At 67.6% G+C, this 22,089-nt stretch carries 10 protein-coding genes; 6 read left to right on the top strand and 4 right to left on the bottom strand.

Translation table 11 applies throughout. The annotated features are described in order from the left end of the window. Positions 1-148: 148 nt before the first annotated feature. From dsbD to dsbG, 3 genes are read left to right on the top strand one after another with little or no spacing between them, the layout of a single operon-like run. Positions 149-1,867, top strand: coding sequence for a protein-disulfide reductase DsbD (gene dsbD, locus B4I46_RS15530; protein WP_210015285.1), 1,719 nt, complete (start codon positions 149-151; stop codon positions 1,865-1,867). Then, positions 1,867-2,712, top strand: coding sequence for a TlpA family protein disulfide reductase (locus tag B4I46_RS15525; protein WP_043862398.1), 846 nt, complete (start codon positions 1,867-1,869; stop codon positions 2,710-2,712). The genes dsbD and B4I46_RS15525 overlap by 1 nt, the downstream gene beginning before the upstream one ends. Beyond that, positions 2,709-3,464, top strand: coding sequence for a thiol:disulfide interchange protein DsbG (dsbG, locus tag B4I46_RS15520; RefSeq protein ID WP_058542021.1), 756 nt, complete (start codon positions 2,709-2,711; stop codon positions 3,462-3,464). The genes B4I46_RS15525 and dsbG overlap by 4 nt, the downstream gene beginning before the upstream one ends. A 153-nt stretch (positions 3,465-3,617) precedes the next feature. On the opposite strand, the gene B4I46_RS15515 is transcribed toward dsbG, so the two are convergent. Both B4I46_RS15515 and B4I46_RS15510 read right to left on the bottom strand, forming a co-directional pair. After that, positions 3,618-4,985: a sodium:proton antiporter gene (locus tag B4I46_RS15515; RefSeq protein ID WP_240619937.1), complete on the bottom strand. Its 1,368-nt coding sequence runs from the start codon at positions 4,983-4,985 to the stop codon at positions 3,618-3,620. Positions 4,986-5,151: 166 nt separating this feature from the next. Continuing rightward, entirely contained in the window at positions 5,152-18,102 is a 12,951-nt protein-coding gene (locus B4I46_RS15510) for a non-ribosomal peptide synthetase (RefSeq protein WP_286900884.1), read from the bottom strand. Positions 18,103-18,431: 329 nt separating this feature from the next. Between B4I46_RS15510 and B4I46_RS15505 the strand changes: the two genes are divergently transcribed. Then, the gene (locus tag B4I46_RS15505) at positions 18,432-18,971 is read left to right on the top strand and encodes an RNA polymerase factor sigma-70 (RefSeq protein WP_043862395.1); all 540 of its coding nucleotides are present in this window, start codon (positions 18,432-18,434) and stop codon (positions 18,969-18,971) included. 141 nt (positions 18,972-19,112) lie between these two features. Here the strand turns inward: B4I46_RS15505 and B4I46_RS15500 are convergent, their stop codons facing one another. Together B4I46_RS15500 and B4I46_RS15495 are read right to left on the bottom strand one after the other, a co-directional pair. Continuing rightward, complete coding sequence (locus tag B4I46_RS15500) at positions 19,113-20,126, bottom strand: GNAT family N-acetyltransferase (protein WP_123753609.1); 1,014 nt, start codon at positions 20,124-20,126, stop codon at positions 19,113-19,115. Positions 20,127-20,191: 65 nt separating this feature from the next. Further along, a complete protein-coding gene (locus tag B4I46_RS15495; RefSeq protein WP_043862419.1) occupies positions 20,192-20,947 on the bottom strand; it encodes a substrate-binding periplasmic protein in 756 nt (251 codons plus the stop codon). 189 nt (positions 20,948-21,136) lie between these two features. On the opposite strand from B4I46_RS15495, the gene B4I46_RS15490 reads away from it, so the two are divergent. Both B4I46_RS15490 and B4I46_RS15485 read left to right on the top strand, forming a co-directional pair. Beyond that, positions 21,137-21,688: an exonuclease domain-containing protein gene (locus B4I46_RS15490; RefSeq protein WP_286900883.1), complete on the top strand. Its 552-nt coding sequence runs from the start codon at positions 21,137-21,139 to the stop codon at positions 21,686-21,688. Positions 21,689-21,758: 70 nt separating this feature from the next. After that, positions 21,759-22,043, top strand: coding sequence for a pyrimidine/purine nucleoside phosphorylase (locus tag B4I46_RS15485; RefSeq protein ID WP_043862392.1), 285 nt, complete (start codon positions 21,759-21,761; stop codon positions 22,041-22,043). Positions 22,044-22,089: the final 46 nt, after the last annotated feature.

The following is a 22,089-nucleotide window of genomic DNA, read 5'->3' as shown; positions in this document are numbered from 1 at the left end:
GCCCAGTGGGCCACAGGCGGATTAACCGGGGATTATGCCGCGCCCAGGCGCACACGTCGCCTGCGAGGCGACGGCTGCCCATCGGTTAACCCTGGGTTAATCCATGCCGGTCAGTCTTGCGGGCTTATCGCACTGCCAAGGCGTCGACATGCGCGTATTTCTTCTAGCCCTGCTGTGGCTGTTCAGTTCGCTGAGCCAGGCCCAGCCCTTCAACAACCCTTTTGCCCAGAGCGAGTTCCTGCCCGTGGAAAAGGCCTTCGTGTTCAGCAGCGAGCGCCTGCCCTCGGGGCAGATGCGCCTGCACTGGCAGATCAGCGACGGCTACTACCTGTACCAGAAGCGTCTGAAGTTCGATGGCCTGGCCCCCGAGGCGGTACCACCACTGCCGCCGGCCCTGCCCCACAGCGACGAGTACTTCGGCGAAACCCAGGTGTACCGCGGCGAACTCGAGCTGCTGATACCGGCCAACGCCACCGGCCAGTTGCGCATGGGCTGGCAGGGCTGTGCCGACGCGGGGCTGTGCTACCCGCCCCAAACCAGCCCGGTCGACCTGGGCGGGCAGGCCGCAGGCGCCGAACAGGCCAGCGACCAGGCCCTGGCCGGCAGCCTCGGCGAACACCCGCTGGCCTGGAGCCTGCTGGCCTTCTTCGGCCTGGGACTGCTGCTGGCCTTTACCCCCTGTTCGTTGCCGATGCTGCCGATCCTGGCCGGGCTGGTGATGGGCAACGGCGCCAGCACCCGCCGCGGGCTGGTGCTGGCAGGCGCCTACGTACTGAGCATGGCGCTGGTGTATGCCGCCCTGGGCGTGGTTGCCGCACTGCTTGGCGCCAGCCTGCAGGCATGGCTGCAGCAGCCTTGGCTGCTGGGCAGCCTGGCCGCGCTGTTCGTGCTGCTGGCCCTGCCGATGTTCGGCGCCTTCGAGCTGCAGCTGCCCACCTTCGTGCGCGACCGCCTGGAGCGCGCAGGCCGCAACACCCGTGGCGGCAATCTGTATGGCGCGGTACTGCTGGGGGCCTTGTCGGGCCTGCTGATGGGGCCGTGCATGACCGCCCCGCTGGCCGGCGCGCTGCTGTACATCGCGCAGAGCGGCAATGCCGTGCATGGCGCGCTGGTGCTGTTCAGCCTGGGCCTGGGCATGGGCCTGCCGCTGTTGCTGCTGGTGACCGTGGGCAACCGCTACCTGCCACGTCCGGGGGCCTGGATGAACCGGGTCAAGGCGGTGTTCGGCTTCGTGTTCCTGGGCATGGCGTTGTACACCCTGCGCGCGGTGCTCGACCCTGCGCTGTGGCTGGGCCTGTGCGGGGCCTGGCTGATCGCGCTGGCCTGGGGCGCCTGGCCCGCGGTCCACACCCTGCGCGCCCTGCAACCGGCCGTGCTGCTGGCGGGCCTGTGGGGCGCCTTGCTGGTGGTGGGCGCGGCCGGTGGCGCGAGCAACCTGCTGCAGCCCCTGCAACCCTATGCCGGTGGCACCGGCAATGCCGTGGCTGCGCCCCACGCCGACGCCTTCACCACGGTGCGCACCCCGGCCGAGCTGCAGGCGCAGCTGGACGCCGCCAAGGCCCAGGGGCAGTGGGTGTTCCTGGATTACTACGCCGACTGGTGCGTGTCGTGCAAAGTCATGGAAAAACAGGTGTTCGCCCGCCCCGACGTGCTCGCTGCGCTGGAAGGCGTGCGCCTGGTACGCCTGGACGTGACCGCCGATGCCCCGGCCAGCCAGCAGCTGCTGCAGCGCTACCAGGTGCCCGGCCCGCCGAGCATGCTGTGGATCGGCCCCGAGGGCGACGAGCGCCGGGCCAGGCGCATCACCGGTGAAGTCAACGCCGCCACCTTCCTGCAACACTGGACCGCCACCCGGAGCCAAGGCTGATGCTGACCGTTAACCTGGGCCCCCTGACCATCGCCCTCGACCACCTGCTGCTGCTCTGCGCCCTGGGCCTGGCCACGCTGGTGGGCTGGCGGGTGGCCAGGCGCGGCGGCGACAACCCCGAGGCCGCACTGTTTCGCCTGTTCCTGCTCGGCCTGCTGTGCGCCCGGCTGGGGTTCGTGGCGCGCTACTGGTCGATGTATGCCGAAGACCCGGTGCAGATCATCGACATCCGCGATGGCGGCTTTTTGCCCTGGGCCGGCCTGGTGGCGGTGCTGCTGGGGGCGGCCTGGTACGCCTGGCGCCAGGCGAGCCTGCGCCGGCCACTGGGCTGGGGCCTGTTCAGCGGCGCGCTGTTCTGGTTGCTGGCCAGCTGGGCCAGCCACCTCTACGAACAGGGCACGCAACTGCCGGACCTGGCCCTGCGCGATGCCCAGGGCCATTCGGTGGCGCTGCACAGCCACCGCGGCCGGCCGTTGGTGATCAACCTGTGGGCCACCTGGTGCCCGCCGTGCCGGCGCGAGATGCCGGTGCTGCAACAGGCCCAGCATGATTATCCGGACGTGACCTTCCTGTTCGTCAACCAGGGCGAAACCCCGCAGATCGTCACCAACTTCCTGGCCACCACCGGCCTGAACCTGTCCCATGTACTGTTCGATACCGGTGGCCAGCTGGCCCAGCAGGTCGGCTCCATGGCGCTGCCAACCACCCTGTTCTACGACGCCGAGGGGCGCCTGGTGGGCAGCCACCTGGGGGAGCTGTCCCGTGCCAGCCTGCGCCATGCCCTCGAATCCTTCGACCGCGATACCGCGCTCGCTCCCACCGTTCCAGCAAGGACGACACCATGAAAGTTTCCGCCATTACCCTCGCCCTGGGCATGTTCGCCACCCAACTGGCCGTCGCCGAAGAATTGCCCAAGGCCGTGCAGCAGATCGAGGCCAAGGGCGCCAAGGTCACCGGCAGCTTCGATGCGCCCAATGGCCTGAAAGGTTATGCCGCGCAGTTCCAGAACCGTGGCGTGGCCCTGTACCTGACCCCGGACGGCAAGCACGTGCTGGTTGGCAGCCTGTTCGACGAACAGGGCCAGGACCTGAGCGAGGCGCCGCTGGAGAAGCTGGTGTATGGACCCATGGCCAAGCAGGTGTGGGCCAAGCTCGACAAGACCGCGTGGATTGCCGATGGCAAGGCCGATGCACCGCGGGTGGTGTACCTGTTCAGCGACCCCAACTGCCCGTACTGCAACATGTTCTGGCAGCAGGCACGGCCGTGGGTGGACTCGGGCAAGGTGCAATTGCGCCACATCATGGTCGGCATCATCCGCGCCGACAGCCCGGCCAAGTCGGCCGCGTTGCTGGCCAGCGCCGACCCGCAGAAGGCCTTGCAGGCCCATGAAAGCGCGGGCAAGGCCAGCACCCTCAAGCCGCTGGCGAAGATTCCGGCGCAGGTGCAGGCCAAGCTGGATGCGAACCTGGCGCTGATGGAGGAGCTGGGGTTGTCGGCTACGCCGGCGATCTTCTACCTGGATGACAAGGGGCAGTTGCAGACCCAGCAGGGTGCGCCGCGGCCAGAGATGTTGGGGAAGATACTGGGCAAGCGCTGAGACTCACCACGCCAACAGATATCTGAAGCCGGGCACCAGGGCTGGCGATGCAAATCCCACAGGCCATGGCCTGCAGGATCGGTGTTGTCAGCCTTGTTTGTTCGGCCGAAGATCGCAGTAGGGCCATCATGGCCTTTGGGGGTTGGGGTGGCGCTACAGCATCACCAGCGTCAACACCACCAGCAACGGCAACAGCACCGCACACGACCACGCCATGTACCCGAAGAAGCTCGGCATCTTCACCCCGCGCTGCTCGGCTATCGCCTTGACCATGAAGTTCGGCGCGTTGCCAATGTAGGTCATCGCACCCATGAACACCGAACCCATGGAGATCGCCAGCAAGGTCTGCGGCATGCGCTCCATCAACACCTGCGCATCCCCAGCCGCCATGTTGAAGAACAACAAATAGGTCGGCGCATTGTCCAGGAAGCTCGACAAGGTCCCGCTCAACCAGAAGTACATGCTGTCGATCGGCTCGCCCTGCGCACCACTCACGCTCGCCACCAACCACGCCAACTGGCCGTCACTGCCGGCCCGCAATATCGCAATCACCGGGGCAATGGTGAGAAAGATGCCCGCAAACAACTTGGCCACCTCGACGATCGGCCCCCAGTCGAACTCGTTGGCAACCCGCAGGCCGCGCGGGGTGAACCACAACGACAGCAAGGCCAGTACCACCAGCAGGCCGTCACGCAACAGGTTCTGCACCTCGACCCGAGTGCCCATCAGCTCGACGCCAATCCCCGGTTTCCAGAGGCCCGACATCAATACCGCCAGCACCACGCCCGCCAACAGCAGGAAGTTGCGCTTGCCCAGCAGGCGCAACGGCGCATCCGGCGTCGGGTCTTCGGCCAGCATCTCGTTTTCGCGGCGATAGTAGTAGCGGTCGATCAGGTAGAACACGCCCAGCAACGGCACCGCCAGCAGCACCACCGGCAAGGCCATGTGCTGCAGGGTCCAGGCAAAGCTCACACCCTTGAGAAAACCCAGGAACAACGGCGGGTCGCCCAACGGGGTCAGGCCGCCGCCGACGTTAGCCACCAGAAAGATGAAGAACACCACCACGTGCGCGGTGTGCTTGCGGTTGTCGTTGGCACGCAGCAGCGGGCGGATCAGCAGCATCGCCGCCCCCGTGGTGCCCATCACCGAGGCCAGCACCGCCCCCAGCGCCAGCAACCGCGTGTTGAGCCACGGCGAGCCATGCAGGTTGCCCTCCACCACGATCCCGCCCGAAATGGTGAACAGCGCAAACAGCAGGATGATGAACGGCAGGTACTCGGCCAGCAGTACGTGCACGCCCAGCCCCAGGCTGGCGTGCCAGCCGAAGGCAAAGCAGAACGGCAGCGCGAACAGCAGCGTCCAGCCCAGGGTGATCTTGCCGAAATGGTGATGCCACAGCGGTGCGGCCACGATGGGCAGCAAGGCGATGCTCAGCAGGATGCCGGCAAACGGCACGCCCCACAGCAGGCCCATGCGCGCGCCATCGACCTCCGCGGCGCTGGCGATGCCCGGCAGGCACATCAACAAGAGGGCCGCCAGCAGCGACAGACAGGAACAACCACGAAACAAAGCAGGGAAAAGGCGCATCGATACCGACCGTGTGCAGATGAACAGCAGCGCGCCAGCCCGAAGGCTGGCGCGCATGAGCGAAGCATGGATGCTAAACCAAAATGCCCCGCTCGGCTGCCTACAACGCCTCCAGCGAAGCCATCAGGTCACTCAGCCGGTCGACCTTGTCGTCGCTCAGCACCGTGGCCTCGAGGCCCTCCACATAGATCGCCAGTTCCTCCACGCTGCTGCATTCGAACATGGCCCGCAGCGGCACGTTCAGTTGCAGCACCTTCTGCACCCGCGAAGCAATCTGGGTGGCCAGCAGCGAATGCCCGCCCAACTCGAAGAAGTTGTCGCGCACCCCCACCCGCTCGACCTTGAGCACATCGGCCCAGATGTCAGCCAGTTGCTGCTCCAGTTCGCTGCGCGGCGCCAGGTAGGCCTGGCTGTGCTGCTGGCCGAACTCGATGGCCGGCAGCGCCTTGCGGTCGAGCTTGCCATTGGCGTTGCGCGGCAACTCGGCCAGCCACGCCCAGTGCAGCGGCACCATGTACTCCGGCAGTTCGGCGCGCAGGCGCTGGCGAACCTGTTCCAGCAATGGCGCCGTGTCGGCACGGCTGTCGGCCGCCACCAGGTAGCCGACCAGGTGCTTGCCGTTGGCACCCTCCTGCACGCCCACCGCCGCGTCACGCACCTGGACCTGTTCATGCAGGCGTGCCTCGATTTCGCCCAGTTCGATGCGGTAGCCGCGAATCTTCACCTGGTGATCGATGCGCCCCACGTACTCCAGCACCCCGTCGGCACGCCGGCGTGCCAGGTCGCCGGTGCGGTACAGGCGCTCGCCCGGGGCGCCGAACGGGTGCGGGATGAACGCCTGGGCCGTGCGCAGCGGGTCGCCCACGTAGCCGCGCCCTACCCCGGTGCCGGCCACGCACAGCTCGCCCACCGCGCCCAGCGGCACCAGCTCGTGATCTTCACCGAACAGGTACAGGCGGTTGTTGTCGGTCGGCGTGCCGATCGGCAGGTAGCTGCCCTGGGTGGAGGCCGCATCGACGCGGAAGAACGCCACGTCATCGGAGCACTCGGCCGGGCCGTAGGCATTCACCAGGCCGACCTGCGGGTAGCGCTCCAGCCACTGCCAGGCCAGCTCCGGCGGCATCGCCTCGCCGGTGGGCAGCATCCAGCGCAGGCCGCTCAGGTGCTGGCGCTCGTTGGCCAGCATGCCCTGGATCAGCGACGGCACGCTTTCGAGCACCGTGATGCCGGCGGCCTGCACATGCTCCAGCAGCCCTTGCGGATCGTGCGCGATGGCATTGGGCACGATCGCCACCTGCGCGCCGAACAGCGGCGCGGCAAGGAACTGCCACACCGAGATATCAAAGCTCTGCGAGGCGGTCTGCGCGATCACGTCCGCTTCGCCCAGTTGCAGGTACGGCACCTTGCTCAGCTGGTTGTTGAGCATGCCGCGCTGCTCGACCATCACGCCCTTGGGCAGGCCGGTGGAGCCGGAGGTGTAGATCACGTAGGCGAGATTGTCCGGCGCGCTGTAGATGCCCGGGCTGGCTTCGCTGCCGTCGCCGGCCTGAATGTCCTCCCACACCAGCAGGCGCGGCCGCCCGGCACACCCCAGTTCGTCGAGCAGGGCCTGTGCCTGGGCCAGGCAGGCCCGAGTGCAGACGATCACCGGGGTGCGGCTGAGCTCGACGATGCGTTGCAGACGCGCGCCGGGCAGGCCCGGGTCCAGCGGCAGGTAGCCGGCGCCGGCCTTGAAGCTGCCGACGATCATGCCCAGCAGCGCCAGCCCGCGCTCGGCCAGCAGTGCCACCGGCTGGTCGACCTGCACCCCGGCCGCCACCAGGGCATGCCCGAGGCGGTTGGCCTGGCAGTTCAGCTCGGCGTAGCTGCACTGCTGTTCGAGGCAGCGTGCGACCACCCGATCGGGATGCGCCGCCACCCTCGCCTCGAACAACGCCGCGTAGCTCTGCTGCAGCGGATAGGCATGCTCGCTGCGGTTGCAGTCCTGCAGCAGGAAGCGCTGTTCCTGCTCGCCCAGCAGTGCCAGCTGCGCCACATCGCCGTGCAAGCCCTCCATCAGCGCCAGCAGCAGGCGCTTGAATTCTCCCAGCAGGCGTTCGACGGTGGCGCGGTCGAAGTAGCGCTGGTCGAACGACAGGTGCAGGCCCAGGTCGTCGCCGGGGTAGCACACCGCCGTGAGCGGGAAGTTGGTGTGGGTGCGGCCCGAGTCGGAGGTTGCATTCAGGCTCTGGGCGCGGTCCAGCACCGCCACTTCGACCGGGGCGTTCTCGAACACGAACAGGCTGTCGAACAGCGGCTGGCCCTTGGGCAGTTCGCTGCATTCCTGGATGTTGACCAGCGGCAGGTACTCGTACTCGCGCACCTCCATGTTGCGCTCCAGCAGGCCCTGCAGCCACTGGCGCACCGAACACCGCTGGCCGGGGGCCGGCAGGGTGACACGCAGTGCGATGCTGTTGATGAACAGGCCCACGGTGTGCTGCATCTGCGGCAGGCTGACCGGGCGCCCGGCCACGGTCACGCCGAACACCACGTCACGCTCGCCGCTGAAGCGGCTGAGCACCAGCGCCCAGGCCGCCTGGGCGAAGGTGTTGACGGTCAGCTGATGGGCCTGGGCCAGCTCGCGCAGGCGTACCCCGTCCTCCACCGCCAGGCGCGTGTAGCAGTCGCCCACCTGCATGCCGCCGTGATCGCCCGCGTGCTCGCGCAGCAGCGGGCGGTCGCTTGGAAGGTAGGTGGTGCGCTCGAAGCCCTGCAGGTTCTGCCGCCACCACTGGCGCGCCTCGTCCAGGCTCTGGTGCTGCAGCCAGCCGATGTAGTCGCGGTAGCGCGGCGGCGTCGCCAGCTGCGCCTCACGGCCCTCGCCCAGGGCCAGGTAGAGCTCGAAGAAGTCGTTCATCAGCAGCGAGCGGCACCAGGCATCGATGAGGATGTGGTGGTTGCTCATCATGAACCAGTACTGCGCCTGGCCCACGCGCATCAGGCGCAGGTGGAACGGCGCCTGCTGCAACAGCTCGAAACCGGCCTCGCGCTCCTGCTTGTGCAGGGCCTGCAGGCGTGCTTCGTGATCGGCCTGCGGGTCGGCGCTCCAGTCCTGATAGTCGATAGGCGTGGTGCCGGGCTTGTGAATGATCTGCAGCATGCCTTCGCCGGCATTCCAGCAGAACGAGGCGCGCAGGGCTTCGTGCCGCGCCACCACCGCCTGCCAGGCCTGGGCGAAGCGCTGCGGGTCGATCTCGCTGTTGATGCGGTAGCGGTCCTGCATGTAGTAGATGCCGGTGCCCGGTTCGAGCAGCGTGTGCAGCAGCATGCCCTCCTGCATCGGGGTCAGCGGGTACACGTCCTCGATCTGCGCGGCGGGCACCGGCAGGCTGTCGATCTGTGCCTGGGTCAGGCGCGCCAGCGGGAAGTCCGACGGCGTGAAGCTGCCGTTGGCGTCATCCAGGCAATGGACGATCAGGCTCGCCAGCTCGCCGAGGTAGGCGCGGGCCAGCTCTTCGATGGTCTGGGTGTCGAAGCGCTCGCGGCTGAAGGTCCAGCGCAGCTGCAACTGGCCGCCGTACACCTGGCCGTCGACGCTCAGCCAGTTGGGCAGCGGTGCGTCGAGGTCGTGGGCCAGGCCCGCGGGTTCGTCCACCGGCTGATACAGCGCCGCACTGCCGAACTGCTGGTCGAACTGGCCCAGGTAGTTGAAGGTGATGCGCGCCTGGGGCAGCGCGGCCATGGCTTCGCGGGTGGCGTCATCGGCCAGGTAGCGCAGTACCCCATACCCCAGGCCCTTGTGCGGCACGCTGCGCAGTTGCTCCTTGATCGCCTTGATCGAGGCCGCCTGCCCGGCGGCCTCCTCGATGTTCAGCGGGCTCAGGCGCAGCGGGTAGGCGCTGGTGAACCAGCCGACGCTGCGGCTCAGGTCGATCTCGTCGAACAGGGTCTCGCGGCCATGCCCTTCGAGCTGCACCAGCACCGAGGTATCGCCGCTCCAGCGGCACAGCACCCGGGCCAGCGCGGTCAGCAACAGGTCGTTGACCTGGGTGCGGTAGGCCGCGGGGGCCTGCTGCAGCAACTGGCGCGTCTGCCCCTGGCTCAGTTGCACGCTGACGGTGTGCGCCTGGCGGTGCAGGTTGGCACCCTGGGGGTGGTCGCACGGCAGCTCGCGGGTGGCGGCACTGAGCTGCGCCTGCCACCAGTGCTGCTCGTCACGCAGCGAGTCGCTGCCGGCATAGGTGGCCAGGCGTGCGGCCCAGTGGCTCATCGCGCTGGTCTTGGCTGCCAGCGGCTGGCCACGGTACAGCGCCTGCAGGTCTTCGAGCAGCACGCGCCACGACACGCCATCCACCACCAGGTGATGGATCGCCAGCAGCAGGCGCTGGGCGCCCTGCCCGTCCTCCACCAGCAGCGCACGCAGCAGCGGGCCGTCGGCGAGGTCGAGGCTGCGCTGCACATCGCTGTACAGGGCCTGGCAATCCTGCAGGTCGGCCACCGAGGCCTGCCACAGCAGTGCGCGCGTATCGGCCGGGGCGTAGCTGGCGCGGCCCTCGCAAAAGCGCAGGCGCAGTGCATCGTGATGCGCCACCAGCGCCTGCAGGGCCTGTTCCAGCGCGGCGCCGGCCAGGCGTTCGGCAGGCGCCAGCAGCACGGCCTGGTTCCAGTGCTGCGGTTGCACCACGTCGCTGTCGAAGAACCAGTGCTGGATCGGCGTGAGCGCTGCGGCGCCGCTGAGCGGGCCCTGTTCGATCAACGTGGCCTGGCTGCGGCTGGCCACCGTGGCCAGGGTCTGCACGGTCTGCTGCTGGAACAGGTCGCGGGCGCTGAAGTGCAGGCCCAGCTGGCGGGCGCGGCTGACCACCTGGATCGACAGGATCGAGTCGCCGCCCAGTTCGAAGAAGTTGTCCTGCAGGCCCACGCGCTCGACGTTGAGCACATCGCGCCAGATCGCGGCCAGTTGCTGCTCCACCTCGCTGCGTGGCGCCTCGTAGTGCTCGCGGCCCTGCTCCCTGTCCGGCAGCGGCAACGCGTGACGGTCGAGCTTGCCGTTGCCGGTCAGCGGCATCTGATCCAGCAGCACCAGGTGGGCGGGCACCATGTAGTCGGGCAGGTTCACCCGCAGTTGCGCCTTGAGGCTGTCGCGCAGCGCCGCCTGCTGTTCGGCGCCGGCCTGTGCCTGCTCGCACACCAGGTAGGCAGCCAGTTGCTTGCCGCCGGGCATGTCCAGCGCCAGCACCACGGCCTCGCGCACGTCGGCATGTTCCAGCAGGCGGCTTTCGATTTCACCCAGCTCGATACGGAAGCCGCGGATCTTCACCTGGTGGTCGATACGCCCCATGTACTCCACCAGCCCGTCGGCGCGCTGGCGCACCAGGTCGCCGGTGCGGTACAGGCGCCCGCCCCGCTGGCTGAACGGGTCGGCGACGAAGCGTTCGGCGCTCAGCCCAGGTCGATCATGGTAGCCCTGGGCCAGGCCTGCGCCACCGATGTACAGCTCGCCAATGGCGCCCTGCGGCAGCAGCGCCAGGTCGGCATCGAGGATGTACGCCACGCGGGCGCCGATCACCCGGCCGATCGGCACACTGCCGACGCCCGCTTCAAGGGCCGGTGGTGCCAGGCAGGCCAGCGGCATCACCACGGTTTCGGTGGGGCCGTAGGCATTGAAGAACTGCGCCGGCTTGAACGCCTCGCGAATGCGTTGCAGGTGCTCGCCGGTCAGTGCTTCGCCGCCGGTGATGCACAGGCGCACCGGCAGCTGTTCGTCGCGGCTGGCCAGCCATTGCGCCAACTGGCTGCCGTAGCTCGGCGTGAAGCCCAGCACGCTGACCTGCTGCTGGCGGATCAGCGTGCAGATTTCCTCGGCGCCCCACTGCCCCTGGGCGCGCAGCACCACCCGTGCGCCGCTGAGCAATGGCACCAGCAGGCGCTCGGTGGCCGCGTCGAAGTTGATCGAATAGAAGTGCAGCTCGCAGTCGTCGCTGCGCATGCCGAACGCCTCGATCACCGCCAGGCAGTGCATGGCGATCTCGCCATGGCTGACCACCACGCCCTTGGGCTTGCCGGTGGAGCCGGAGGTGTAGATCAGGTAGGCCTGGTGGCCCGGCAGGCTGAGTGACGGCAAGGCCTCGGCGCTGTAGCCGTGCAGCGCCGCCGCGTCGTCGTCCAGGCACCAGCGGGCCACGCCGGGCGGCAGCTCGCCCAGCCTGTCGAACAGCGCGCGCTGGCCCAGCAGCAGGCCGATGCCGCTGTCCTGGATCATGTACTGCAGGCGTTCGAGGGGGTATTCCGGGTCCAGCGGCACGTAGGCACCGCCGGCCTTGAGAATCGCCAGCAGGCCGATCACCAACTGCGCCGAACGCTCCAGCGCCAGGCCCACCCGCACCTGCGGGCCCACGCCACGTTCGCGCAGCACCCGCGCCAGGCGGTTGGCCCGGGCATCGAGCTGGGCGTAGCTCAGGTGTTCGCCGGCAAAGGTCAGTGCCAGTGCCTCCGGGGTGCGCTGGGCCTGTGCACTGAACAGGTCATGCACGGTGCGGTTCAGGCCCGGCGCTGCGGGGTCGCCGGCCAGGTTGTCGAACAGGGCCTGGCGCTCGCCCTCGCCCAGCAGCGGCAGTTCGCACAGGCGTTGCTGCGGGTCGAGCAGCAAGGCGTCGAGCAATCGCTGCCAGTGCGCCGCCATGCGCGCGATGCGCGGCGCGTCGAACAGGTCGCAACTGTAGGTCAGGCAGCAGCCCAGGCGACGGTCGAGGTCGGTGACTTCCAGGTTGAGGTCGAACTTGGTCGCCCGGGCGTCGTTGACCAGGTACTCCACCTGCATGCCGGCCAGTTGGCGGCTCTGCTGGAATTCCCAGCGCTGCACGTTGCACATCACCTGGAACAGCGGGTTGTAGGCGGCGCTGCGCGGTGGCTGCAAGGCTTCGACCAGGTGGTCGAACGGCAGGTCCTGGTGCGACTGGCCGTCGATCACGGTCTGGCGCACCTGCTCGATCAGGTCGGCCACGCGCATCTGCCCGTCCAGCTGGCAACGCAGCACCTGGGTGTTGAGGAAGGCGCCGATCAACCCCTCGCTTTCCGGGCGGATGCGGTTGGCCACCGGTGCGCCGATGCGCAGGTCGGTCTGCCCGCTGTAGCGGTACAGCAGCAGCGCCAGGGTGGCAGTCATGGTCATGAACAGGGTCAGGCCATGCTCGGCATTGAAGGCGCGCACCCTGGCGGCCAGCTCATCGCTCAGGTCGAAGCGGTACAGCTCGCCGCGGTGGCTCTGCACCGCCGGGCGCGGACGATCGGCGGGCAATTCCAGCACCGGGTGTTCATCGCCCAGCTGTGCGCGCCAGTAGTCCAGCTGGCGCTGGCGCTCGCCGGCCTCCAGCCACTGGCGCTGCCACACGCTGTAGTCCAGGTACTGCACCGGCAGCGGTTCGAGCGGCGAATCGCGGTCGTCGAGAAACGCTTCGTACAGCTCGCCCAGCTCGCGGGCAAAGATGTCCATGGCCCAGCCTTCGGTGACGATGTGGTGCAGGGTGAGCACGAAGTAGTGCTCCTGCTCGCCGGCCTTGACCAGGCAGGCACGCAGCAGCGGCCCGGTCTCCAGGTCGAACGGCTGGTGCGCCTGCTCGTCGGCCAGAGCCTGCAGGCGCTGCTGGCGCTGCACCTGGTCGTGGGCCGAAAAATCCAGCCAGTTCATCAGCAGCCCGGTGTCGGGCGAAACGGCCTGGTACGGTACGCCATCGATGCTCGGGAAGGTGGTGCGCAAGGTCTCGTGGCGCACGATCAGCGCCTGCAGGGCCTGTTCGAAGCGGCTGACGTCCAGCACCCCGCGCAGGCGTGCCATGCCGCCGACGTTGTAGGCCGGGCTGTCCGGCTCCATCTGCCAGAGGAACCACATGCGCTGCTGCGAGTACGATAGCGGCACCGGCTGGCTGCGGTCGATGCGCGTTATTTCGCCTTGCAGGTTGTGCTGCCCGGCCAGTTGCAGGGCCTCGATGCGCGCGGCGAAGGCGCCCAGCGCGCTGGCTTCGAACAGGGTGCGCAGTGGCAGTTCGACGTCGCAGGCCTGGCGCGTGCGGGCGATGATCTGGGTGGCCAGCAGCGAGTGCCCGCCGAGGGCGAAGAAGTCATCGTCCAGGCCGACCCGCGCCAGGCCCAGCACATCGCACCAGATGGCGGCGATCTGCTGTTGCAGCGGCGTGACCGGGGCAACATGCACGCGCTGCTGCCAGCTCGGCTCGGGCAGCGCCTTGCGGTCGAGCTTGCCGCTGGGGCCCAGCGGCATCTGCGCCAGGTGCACCAGTTGCGCGGGCACCATGTAGGGCGGCAATTGCGCCGCCAGTGCGCTCAGCAATGCTTCGCCGCAGTCGTGCGCGTGGGTGTAGTAGCCGACCAGTTGCGGGCCGGCCGCCGTGTCGCGTACCAGCACCACGGCCTGCTCCACGCCCGGCTGGGCCAGCAGGCAGGCCTGCACCTCTTCGGGCTCTACACGAAAACCGCGCAGTTTGACCTGCTGGTCGATGCGGCCCAGGTATTCCAGTGCCCCCAGGTCGGCCAGCCAGCGCGCACGGTCGCCGCTGCGGTACAGGCGCTGGCCGTCGGCGCCGGGCACGAAGCGTTCGGCGGTGAGGCCTGGCCGGCCCAGGTAGCCACGGGCCAGGCCCGCACCGCCCAGGCACAGCTCACCGGGCACCCCCACAGGCGAAAGCGCCAGCTCCTCATCGAGCACCTGGCACTGCACGTTGGCCAGGGGCCGGCCGATGGGCGAGCGCAGGCCGTCTTCACGGCGGCAGTGCCAGTGGGTGACATTGATCGCGGTTTCGGTCGGCCCATAGCGGTTGTGCAGTGCCACGTGCGGCAGTACCTGCAGCACACGGTCGCGCAGCGCCGCCGGCAACGCCTCGCCGCCGGAGAACACCCGGCGCAGGCTGGTACAGGCGGCCGCCAGGGGCTCCTGCACGAACACCTGCAACAGCGGCGGCACGAAGTGCAGCGTGGTCACGCCATGCTGCTGCACCAGTTCGGCGATGCGCTGCGGGTCGCGGTGCTCGCCGGGGCCGGCCAGCACCAGCGTGCAGCCCTGGGCCAGCGGCCAGAAGCATTCCCACACCGACACGTCGAAGCTGATCGGGGCTTTTTGCAGCAGCACGTCGTGGTCGTCCAGCGCATAGGTGGCCTGCATCCAGTGCAGGCGCTCGGCCAGGGCCGCATGGGTGTTGCCCACGCCCTTGGGCTGGCCGGTGGAGCCGGAGGTGTAGATCACGTAGGCCAGGTTGTCACCGTGCAGGTGCAGGCCCGGCGCCTGGCTGGGCCAGTTGTCCAGGTGCAGGGTGTCCATGGCGATGGTACTCACGCCCTCGACCTGGGGCAGGCGTTCGAGCACCTCGCTGTGGCTGAGCAGCAGGCTTGCGCCGCAGTCGGCGAGCATGTAGGCCAGGCGCTCGGCCGGGTAGTCGACGTCCAGCGGCACGTAGGCACCACCGGCCTTGAGAATCGCCAGCAGGCCCACCAGCAGCTGCGGCGAACGCTCGGCGGCAATCGCCACGCACACGTCCGGGCCCACGCCCTTGTCGCGCAGGTAATGGGCCAGGCGGTTGGCCTGGGTGTGCAGGCTCGCGTAGTCCAGGCTGCCGCCGGCCCATACCAGCGCGGTGCGCTGCGGGGTGCTGCGCGCCTGTTCGTTGAGTTGCTCCACCAGCCACTGGCCGGGGGCCGCTGCCGGGGCCTGGCCCCAGTCGAGCAGTTGGGCGCGGCCCGGGGCGTCGAGCAGGTTCAGCTCGGCCAGCGGCAGCTGCGGCGCGCTGCTCACCTGCTGCAGCAGGCTGACCAGTTGCGCGGCCAGGCGCTCGATGCTGGCAGCGTCGAACAGCTCGTCGGCATAGTCGAAGGAAAGGCTGATGCGGCCCTGGTGGTCTTCTTCGCTGTGCAGTTGCAGGTCGAACTTGGCCTCGCGGCTGTGCCACGCCAGTTCGTCGGCCAACAGCCCCGGCAGGCGGCGCAAGGCGCCGAGGTCGCGCTGCTGGTGGTTGAACATGACCTGGAACAGGCCCTGCTCGCGGGCCTCGGGGAAGGCTTCGACCAACTGCTCGAACGGCAGGTCCTGGTTGGCCTGGGCTTCAAGGGTGCGCTGGCGCACCTGGGCCAGCAAGGCACTGAAGGGCTGGCGCGGGTCAAGCTCGGCACGCAGCACCTGGGGGTTGATGAAGAAGCCGACCAGGCCCTGGGTTTCCAGGCGCGGGCGGTTGGCATTGGGCACGCCGACACGGATGTCGCGCTGGCCGCTGTAGCGGTGCAGCAGGGTTTGCCAGGCCGCCAGCAACAGCATGAACAGGCTGGCATCGTGGGCCTGGGCCACCTGGCGCAGTGCAGTGCCCAGCGCCGGCTCAAGACGCAGGCTCAGGCGCGTGGCGCTGTTGCGCTGCTGCACCGAGCGCGGGTGATCGGTGGGCAGGTCGAGCACCGGCTGCGCATCGCCGAGCAAGGCCTTCCAGTAGGCGAGCTGGCGGTTACTTTCCCCCTGGGCCAGCCACTGCCGCTGCCAGCTGGCATAGTCGGCGTAATGCACCGGCAATGCATTCAGTCGCGACTGCTGGCCCTGGCAGGCGGCGGCATACAGGCGCGCGAATTCGTCCAGCAGAATGTTCATCGACCAGCCGTCGGCGATGATGTGGTGCAGGGTCACCCACAGCTGATGGGTTTCGTTGTCCTGGCGTACCAGGGTGACCCGCAGCAGCGGCCCGCGCTCCAGGTCGAAGGGTTGGCGCGCCTCGTCTTCGCGCAACTGTTGAACGCGGGCCGGGGTTTCGTGCCCCAGGTCCAGGCTGTGCACCTGCAACGCCAGGTTCGCCAGCACGCGCTGCACCGGTTGCCCGTGGTGGTCGGCAAACACCGTGCGCAGCGCTTCATGGCGGGCCACCAGCGCCTGGAAGCTGCTGCGCAGCGCAGCCTCGTCCAGTTCGCCGCGCAAGCGCAGGCCCCCCGGGATGTTGTAGGCCGCACTGCCGGGCTCCAGTTGCCACAGCAGCCACAGCCGGGCCTGGGCCAGCGATTGCGGCAGCGCCTGTTCCCGGGGCAATTGCGCGATGGCGCCCTGGGCCACCCCGCCGTCGATGTGCAGGCGGGCCACCTGGGCAGTGAAGCCTGCCAGGGTCGGCGCTTCGAACAGCAGGCTCAGGCTCAGTTCCAGCCCCAGTTCGTCACGCAGGCGCGCCGTGAGCTGGGTGGCGGCGATGGAGTTGCCGCCGAGCAGGAAGAAGTGATCGTCTTCGCCCACCTCGGCCACGTTCAGTTGCTCGCACCACAGCCGCGCGATCAGCGCCTGCAACCCGTCGCCGCTCGGCGCCGCGTGGCGTGCGGCAGGCGCCTGGGCCTCCGGGAAGCGGGCGTAGCAGTCCAGGCTGCCATCGTGCAGGCGCAGGCGGCAGGCCGAACGCTGCAACTTGCCGCTGGAGGTCTTGGGCAACGCACCGGGGTTGAGCAGCAGCACCACCGCCGGTGCCTGCTGGCAGGCATCGGCGATGACCTGGCGCAGGGTGCAGATCAGGTTCGCCGGCTCGATGACCTTCTGCACGTTGCGGCTGATCTCCACCGCGATGCCGATACCCTCCTCGCCCTGGTCGTCGACGGCGAACACTGCCACGCGGCCCTTGCGCAGCACGTCGACCTCGCGCTCCAGGGTCTTTTCCAGGTCCTGCGGGTAGAGGTTGTGCCCGCGCACGATGAGCATGTCCTTCAGGCGCCCGGTGACGAACAGTTCGCCGTCACGCATGAAGCCCAGGTCGCCGGTGCGCAGCCAGGTGCGCCCGCCGTGCTCGACGAAGGTCTTTGCGCTGGCCTCGGGGTTGCGCCAGTAACCGTGGGCGATGCTCGGGCCGGCGGCCCAGATCTCGCCCACCTGGTTGTCGCCCAGCACAGCCAGGGTGTGCGGTTCGACGACCTGCACCGCGTGCAGCGGCTGGCTGAAGCCGCAGCTCATCTGCACGCTGCCCTCGCCTGCTTCGGCGCGGTTGTGCGCCAGTGCCGCGCTGTCCAGCGCCAGCGCGGGGATACCGCCGCCGCGCACGCTGCCACTGACGAACAGGGTGGCTTCGGCCAGGCCGTAGCTGGCGAAGAAACTCGAGGGCACAAAACCGCACGCGGCGAATTTGTCGGCAAAGCTGTCGAGGCTGTCCTGGCGGATCGGCTCGGAGCCCGAATAGGCCACGCGCCAGCAGCTCAGGTCGAAGCTGGCCAGCGCCGCACTGCTGACGCGCTCGTTGCACAGGCGGTAGGCGAAGTCCGGCCCGCCGCTGATGGTGCCGCGGTAATCGCTGATCGCCTGCAGCCAGCGCTGCGGCCGCGCCAGGAAGTAGGCCGGGGCCATCAGCACGCAGGGCACGCCGCTGAAGATCGGTTGCAGCAGGCCGCCGATCAGGCCCATGTCGTGGTACAGCGGCAGCCAGCTGACGATCACGTCGTCGGGGTTCACGTCGATGCCGAAACCGTGGCGGATCAGCACTTCGTTGGCCACCAGGTTGCCGTGGCTGACCTGCACGCCCTTGGGCAGCGCGGTGGAGCCGGAGGTGTACTGCAGAAAGGCGATGTCGTCCGGCTTGAGCGACGGGGCCTGCCACTGCTCGCCCAGGCCGGCGTCAAGGTGATCGACGCTGAGCAGCTGCGGCGCATCCTCGCCCTTGAGTGCATCCAGGGCCAGCAGGCTGTTGTGCAGGTTATCGACGGTCAGCAGCAGGCGCGGCTGGGCGTCCTCGATGATCGACAGCAGGCGGGCCTGGTGGTGGGTGCGCGAGGATTCCGGCGGATAGGCCGGCACGGCGATCACCCCGGCATACAGGCAGCCGAAGAACGCGGCGACGTAGTCCGGGCCACTGGGGAACAGCAGGATCGCGCGGTCGCCCGGCACCGCACGCGCCTGCAATGCGGCGGCGATGCTGCATGCACGCAGGTGCAGGTCACGGTAGCTGAGCACGGCCTGGTCGCGGGCGTCTTCGGCGAGAAAGCGCAAGGCCACCCGCTCAGGGGTCAGCGCAGCACGCTGGGTGAGGGCCTGGACCAGCGTAACCGGGAGTTCGAAGGCGTCCGTCATGGAAAGTTCCTGCCAGTGTCTGTACGTGAAAATCGGCATCGCGGGGCGCAGGGAGCCGGGTGTTCGGGCACCGGCACACGCCCTTCAGGGGCCGAGGATGTACACAGGGGAACGGATGAACGGGTGAAATAATTAGGCGCCACTGTGGCGCGGCGACAGGTGATTTTCGAAGCGGATCACGGGGTGGTGCTTAGAACCAAAAAACAGTTTGAAGTATTACTTTTCGCATTTGACAATAATTATCATTAAGAATAGCTTGTCGCACGTCGTAGGAAGCATCTCCTCGCGGAGTGCTTCGCTTCCCTCTTCGAGAACAAGGTGAAATTTCCATGGCGGAACAACTGTCCACAAGTAAGTGCGATTCACCGTTACTCCAAGCGTTCGTCGACAATCGCAGCATTCTGGTGAAAATTGCCGCCCGGATCACCGGGTGTCGCTCACGCGCCGAGGATGTCGTGCAGGACGCTTTCTTCCGGCTCAGTGCAGCCCCGCAGATCACCTCGTCGTTCAAGGCGCAGTTGAGCTACCTGTTCCAGATCGTGCGCAACCTGGCCATCGACCATTACCGCAAGCAGGCGATGGAGCTGAAGTATTCCGGCAGCGAAGAGGAAGGTCTGAATGTGGTCATCCATGGTGCCTCGCCCGAAGCCACGCACATCAATTTCGCGACGCTTGAGCACATTGCCGATGCGCTGAGCGAGCTGCCGCAGCGCACCCGCTATGCGTTCGAGATGTACCGCCTGCATGGCGTGCCGCAGAAGGACATCGCCAAGGAGCTGGGCGTGTCGCCGACCCTGGTGAACTTCATGATTCGCGATGCGCTGGTGCATTGCCGCAAGGTGTCGCTGGCGCGGGGTGAGGTGGCCTGAAGGGGCCACCCTGCGCCGCTGCTGCCCTGTAGGAGCCGGCGTTGCCGGCGACCCTCCAGGCCAGATGCCGGGTGTCCGGCAGCACGAGCGCCTTGTGCTGGTTCGCCGGCAACGCCGGCGCCTACAGGATCGGGTGCCGGCCTATACCAGCCTGCAGCGCTCGAAGAAGCGCTCGCGCCCCAGGATCATCAGCGCCGCACGCTTGTGCGGGAAGTCGAATTCCTTCTCGCAGTGAAAGCACTGGTCATGCATGTAGCCGATCATCTTGGCATTGTCGGCCCGAGGCTCGGCCACCACGCGCTGGGTACGCGGGTCGTCCAGGAACAGGTAGTGCACCAGCGCCGACAGCCAGCTGGCCACCTTGTGCGGCCCGCGGTGCGTCTGCTCCCCTACCAGCATGTGAATGCCACGGTCGTAGTCGTCGGCCGCATAGAACGGTGCAATCCGGTCCTCCTTGGCCCAGTAGGCTTCGAAGTAGGCAAACGGCTGGTCGTCGAAGCAGCCGATCAGGGTCAGTGTGTGCGGGTCGGCCTCAAGCTTGCTCAGGTAGTCGCGGTGCTGTTCGAGGCTGCCGCCCTCCTGCCAGAAGCTCAGCACCCGCGGGTTGTTCTGCCAACGGTTGAAGCGCTCCAGGTCGTGGTCGATTTCCAGGGTCCGCAACGAGATCCAGGCCCCCAGCCGCGCATCGAAGCGCCGATACACTTCCCCCCGCGGCTTGGGCGCACGGCGCGGATGACGCTTGCCGGCACTGATCTGCATCTGCTGCGGGTACACGCCCGACAGCGATTCGCCCAGCCACGGTTGCGGCAACTGCCAGAACAGCGTGCGCTCGCAGCGGTAGCGCCCCGCCTGTTCGTCGGCCACCAGCAGGCCGCTGGCCAGTGCCGCCTCGGGCTCCTGCGCCAGATGCCAGCACAGGCGCTGACACCCCGGATCGCGGGAAAACAGCCAGTAGCACGCGGCCCACAACGCCTGCTGTGGGCGCTCGGGGCAGGTGTATTGCAGGTGCACGTTGAGGTCGTCACCGCGCTCCAGACGCAGGCGCACCAATGGCGTGTCTTCGAGCACCAGGCTCAGGTGGCAGTCGGTTTCATCGGCGCTGAGGCTGCGCCAGCGCGGCAGGGACAACGCGCAGGTTGCGGTATCGGAAGGCATGGTCTTGGGCTCACGAAGTGGAAGAGACAATCTCACTGCTGTTGACGTGAAAACCGTGGGCGAATTTAGGGCGAATGGGCCGCGCTGACACCGATCTGGTAAGGCCCGAAGATGTCCTGCAACTGGCCGTTCTCGTGCAGTTGCTGCAACAGGCGGGCAAAGGCCTCGCCACTGATCGGTGCCTGGGGACGCAGCAGTGCGTAATGGTGATAGGTCTGGTCGGTACGCTCGGAGGCCAGGAACTGGCCTCGGTAATCCTCGTGGCGCGCCAGAAAGTCGTACAGGTACGAACGGGTCACCAAGGCCACGTCGGCGCGGTCGCGCTGCACCATCATCAGGTTGCTGTCGTGGGAATAGGTCAGGGTGGCGCCGAATGTTTGCTGCAGGTACCTGGCGTCGGCATTGAAACCGGCGAAGGCGTAGTGATAGCCGCTGTACAACGCCAGGCGCTTGCCCTGCAGGCTGTCGAAGTAGCCCTGGCCGCGGCCTTCGATATTGTGCGTGACGAAGACTTCGGCATCTTCGAGGCCGAGATCGACCTTGACGAAGTCGATGCCTTTCCAGCCCCAGTCAGGGTTTTCGAAGATCGCCATGTCGATGCGACCCTCGTTGAAGTCGCGAAAGCGTCGCGGTATGGAGGTGGGCACCAGCGTGAAATGGTAGGTGTCCTGAAGCGCGTTCAAGGCCTGGATCAACTGCGCCAGCAGGCCGCTGCCGGTATCGCGTTCGGGATTGACGGTGTACGGCGGAAAGTGCGCTGCGCCGATCCTGATCTGCTCCTGGGCACACGCCGGTGTGGTCAGCCACGCCACCGCGAGCATCGACAGGGAGAGCACGACCTGTGGCAGTGACGCTGAACTCAAGGCAACACACTCTTTACGGGTTCGCGCCTAAACTAGGCGTTTTCCTACGCTTGCACAACTGGCAGAACCATCAGGCAAATGGCCACGGGATACCGCACAGGCCACAGATTGGCTACGCTCAGGCGAGTATCTGTCAAGGAGCCTGCCATGGGCCACTGGTTGGTGATCGACCTGGAAGCTACCACCGACGAGGGTGGCTGGCCGATCGAAGACATGGAAATCATCGAGATCGGCGCCAGCCTGGTCAACCGCGAAGGCCGCGAGGTGGACCACTTCCAGCGCTTCGTCAAACCCCGGCGGCGCCCGCTGCTGACGCCCTTTTGCCGTGAGCTGACGCATATCGCCCAGACGGACATCGACGCCGCCGCCTCCTTTGCCAAGGTGTGGGACGGGTTCGAGCACTGGCTGCAGCATCAGCAGGCGCACCTGCAGGGCTGGGTCAGCTGGGGCGACTACGATCGCCGCCAGCTGCTGCAGGAATGGCAGGTGCACCAGGTGCACAGCCTGCTGGCCGACACCTGCCACCTCAACCTCAAGCAGCGCTTCGCCAAGGCCCGCCACCTGAAACGCCCGCCCGGGCTCAAGGGCGCGCTGGCCCTGGCCGGGCTGCAGTTTGTCGGGCAGCAGCACCGCGCCCTGGAAGATGCGCGCAATACCGCACGCCTGCTGCCGCTGAGCCTGCCGGCCCAGGGCGCCTGAAAGCGGATGACGCCACCGGGAGGCTTGGGCATACTGGCCAGCCCTTTTTTGCCCCTTTCAGGAGTCGCCCATGTTTAAGGTCAACGAGTACTTTGATGGCACGGTCAAGTCGATCGCCTTCACCAGCGCCGAAGGCCCGGCCACTGTCGGCGTGATGGCCCCGGGCGAGTACGAGTTCGGTACGGCCAAGCGCGAGATCATGCACGTGGTGTCCGGCGCCCTGATCGTCAAGCTGCCGGGCAGCGACAACTGGGAAACCTTTACCGCCGGCAGCCAGTTCAATGTGCCGGCCGACAGCAAGTTCCAGTTGCAGGTGAAGGTCGATACCGCCTACCTGTGCGAATACCGCGACTGATTCAAAGGCTTCGCCGGCAAGGCCGGCTCCTGCAGGGGACTGCGGT

Source organism: Pseudomonas sp. UBA7500, assembly GCF_002478435.1.
In the GTDB taxonomy this organism is placed as follows: Bacteria; Pseudomonadota; Gammaproteobacteria; order Pseudomonadales; family Pseudomonadaceae; genus Aquipseudomonas; species Aquipseudomonas palmensis.
This window is presented reverse-complemented; position numbering and strand designations above follow the sequence as displayed.

Bases quoted from the DNA above. Each gene is read 5' to 3' on its own strand.
- B4I46_RS15500 (WP_123753609.1), bottom strand. From the start codon at position 20,126: ATGCCTTCCGATACCGCAACCTGCGCGTTGTCCCTGCCGCGCTGGCGC.
- B4I46_RS15505 (WP_043862395.1), top strand. From the start codon at position 18,432: ATGGCGGAACAACTGTCCACAAGTAAGTGCGATTCACCGTTACTCCAA.
- dsbG (WP_058542021.1), top strand. From the start codon at position 2,709: ATGAAAGTTTCCGCCATTACCCTCGCCCTGGGCATGTTCGCCACCCAA.
- B4I46_RS15510 (WP_286900884.1), bottom strand. From the start codon at position 18,102: ATGACGGACGCCTTCGAACTCCCGGTTACGCTGGTCCAGGCCCTCACC.
- B4I46_RS15515 (WP_240619937.1), bottom strand. From the start codon at position 4,985: ATGTGCCTGCCGGGCATCGCCAGCGCCGCGGAGGTCGATGGCGCGCGC.
- B4I46_RS15495 (WP_043862419.1), bottom strand. From the start codon at position 20,947: ATGCTCGCGGTGGCGTGGCTGACCACACCGGCGTGTGCCCAGGAGCAG.
- B4I46_RS15485 (WP_043862392.1), top strand. From the start codon at position 21,759: ATGTTTAAGGTCAACGAGTACTTTGATGGCACGGTCAAGTCGATCGCC.
- dsbD (WP_210015285.1), top strand. From the start codon at position 149: ATGCGCGTATTTCTTCTAGCCCTGCTGTGGCTGTTCAGTTCGCTGAGC.
- B4I46_RS15490 (WP_286900883.1), top strand. From the start codon at position 21,137: ATGGGCCACTGGTTGGTGATCGACCTGGAAGCTACCACCGACGAGGGT.
- B4I46_RS15525 (WP_043862398.1), top strand. From the start codon at position 1,867: ATGCTGACCGTTAACCTGGGCCCCCTGACCATCGCCCTCGACCACCTG.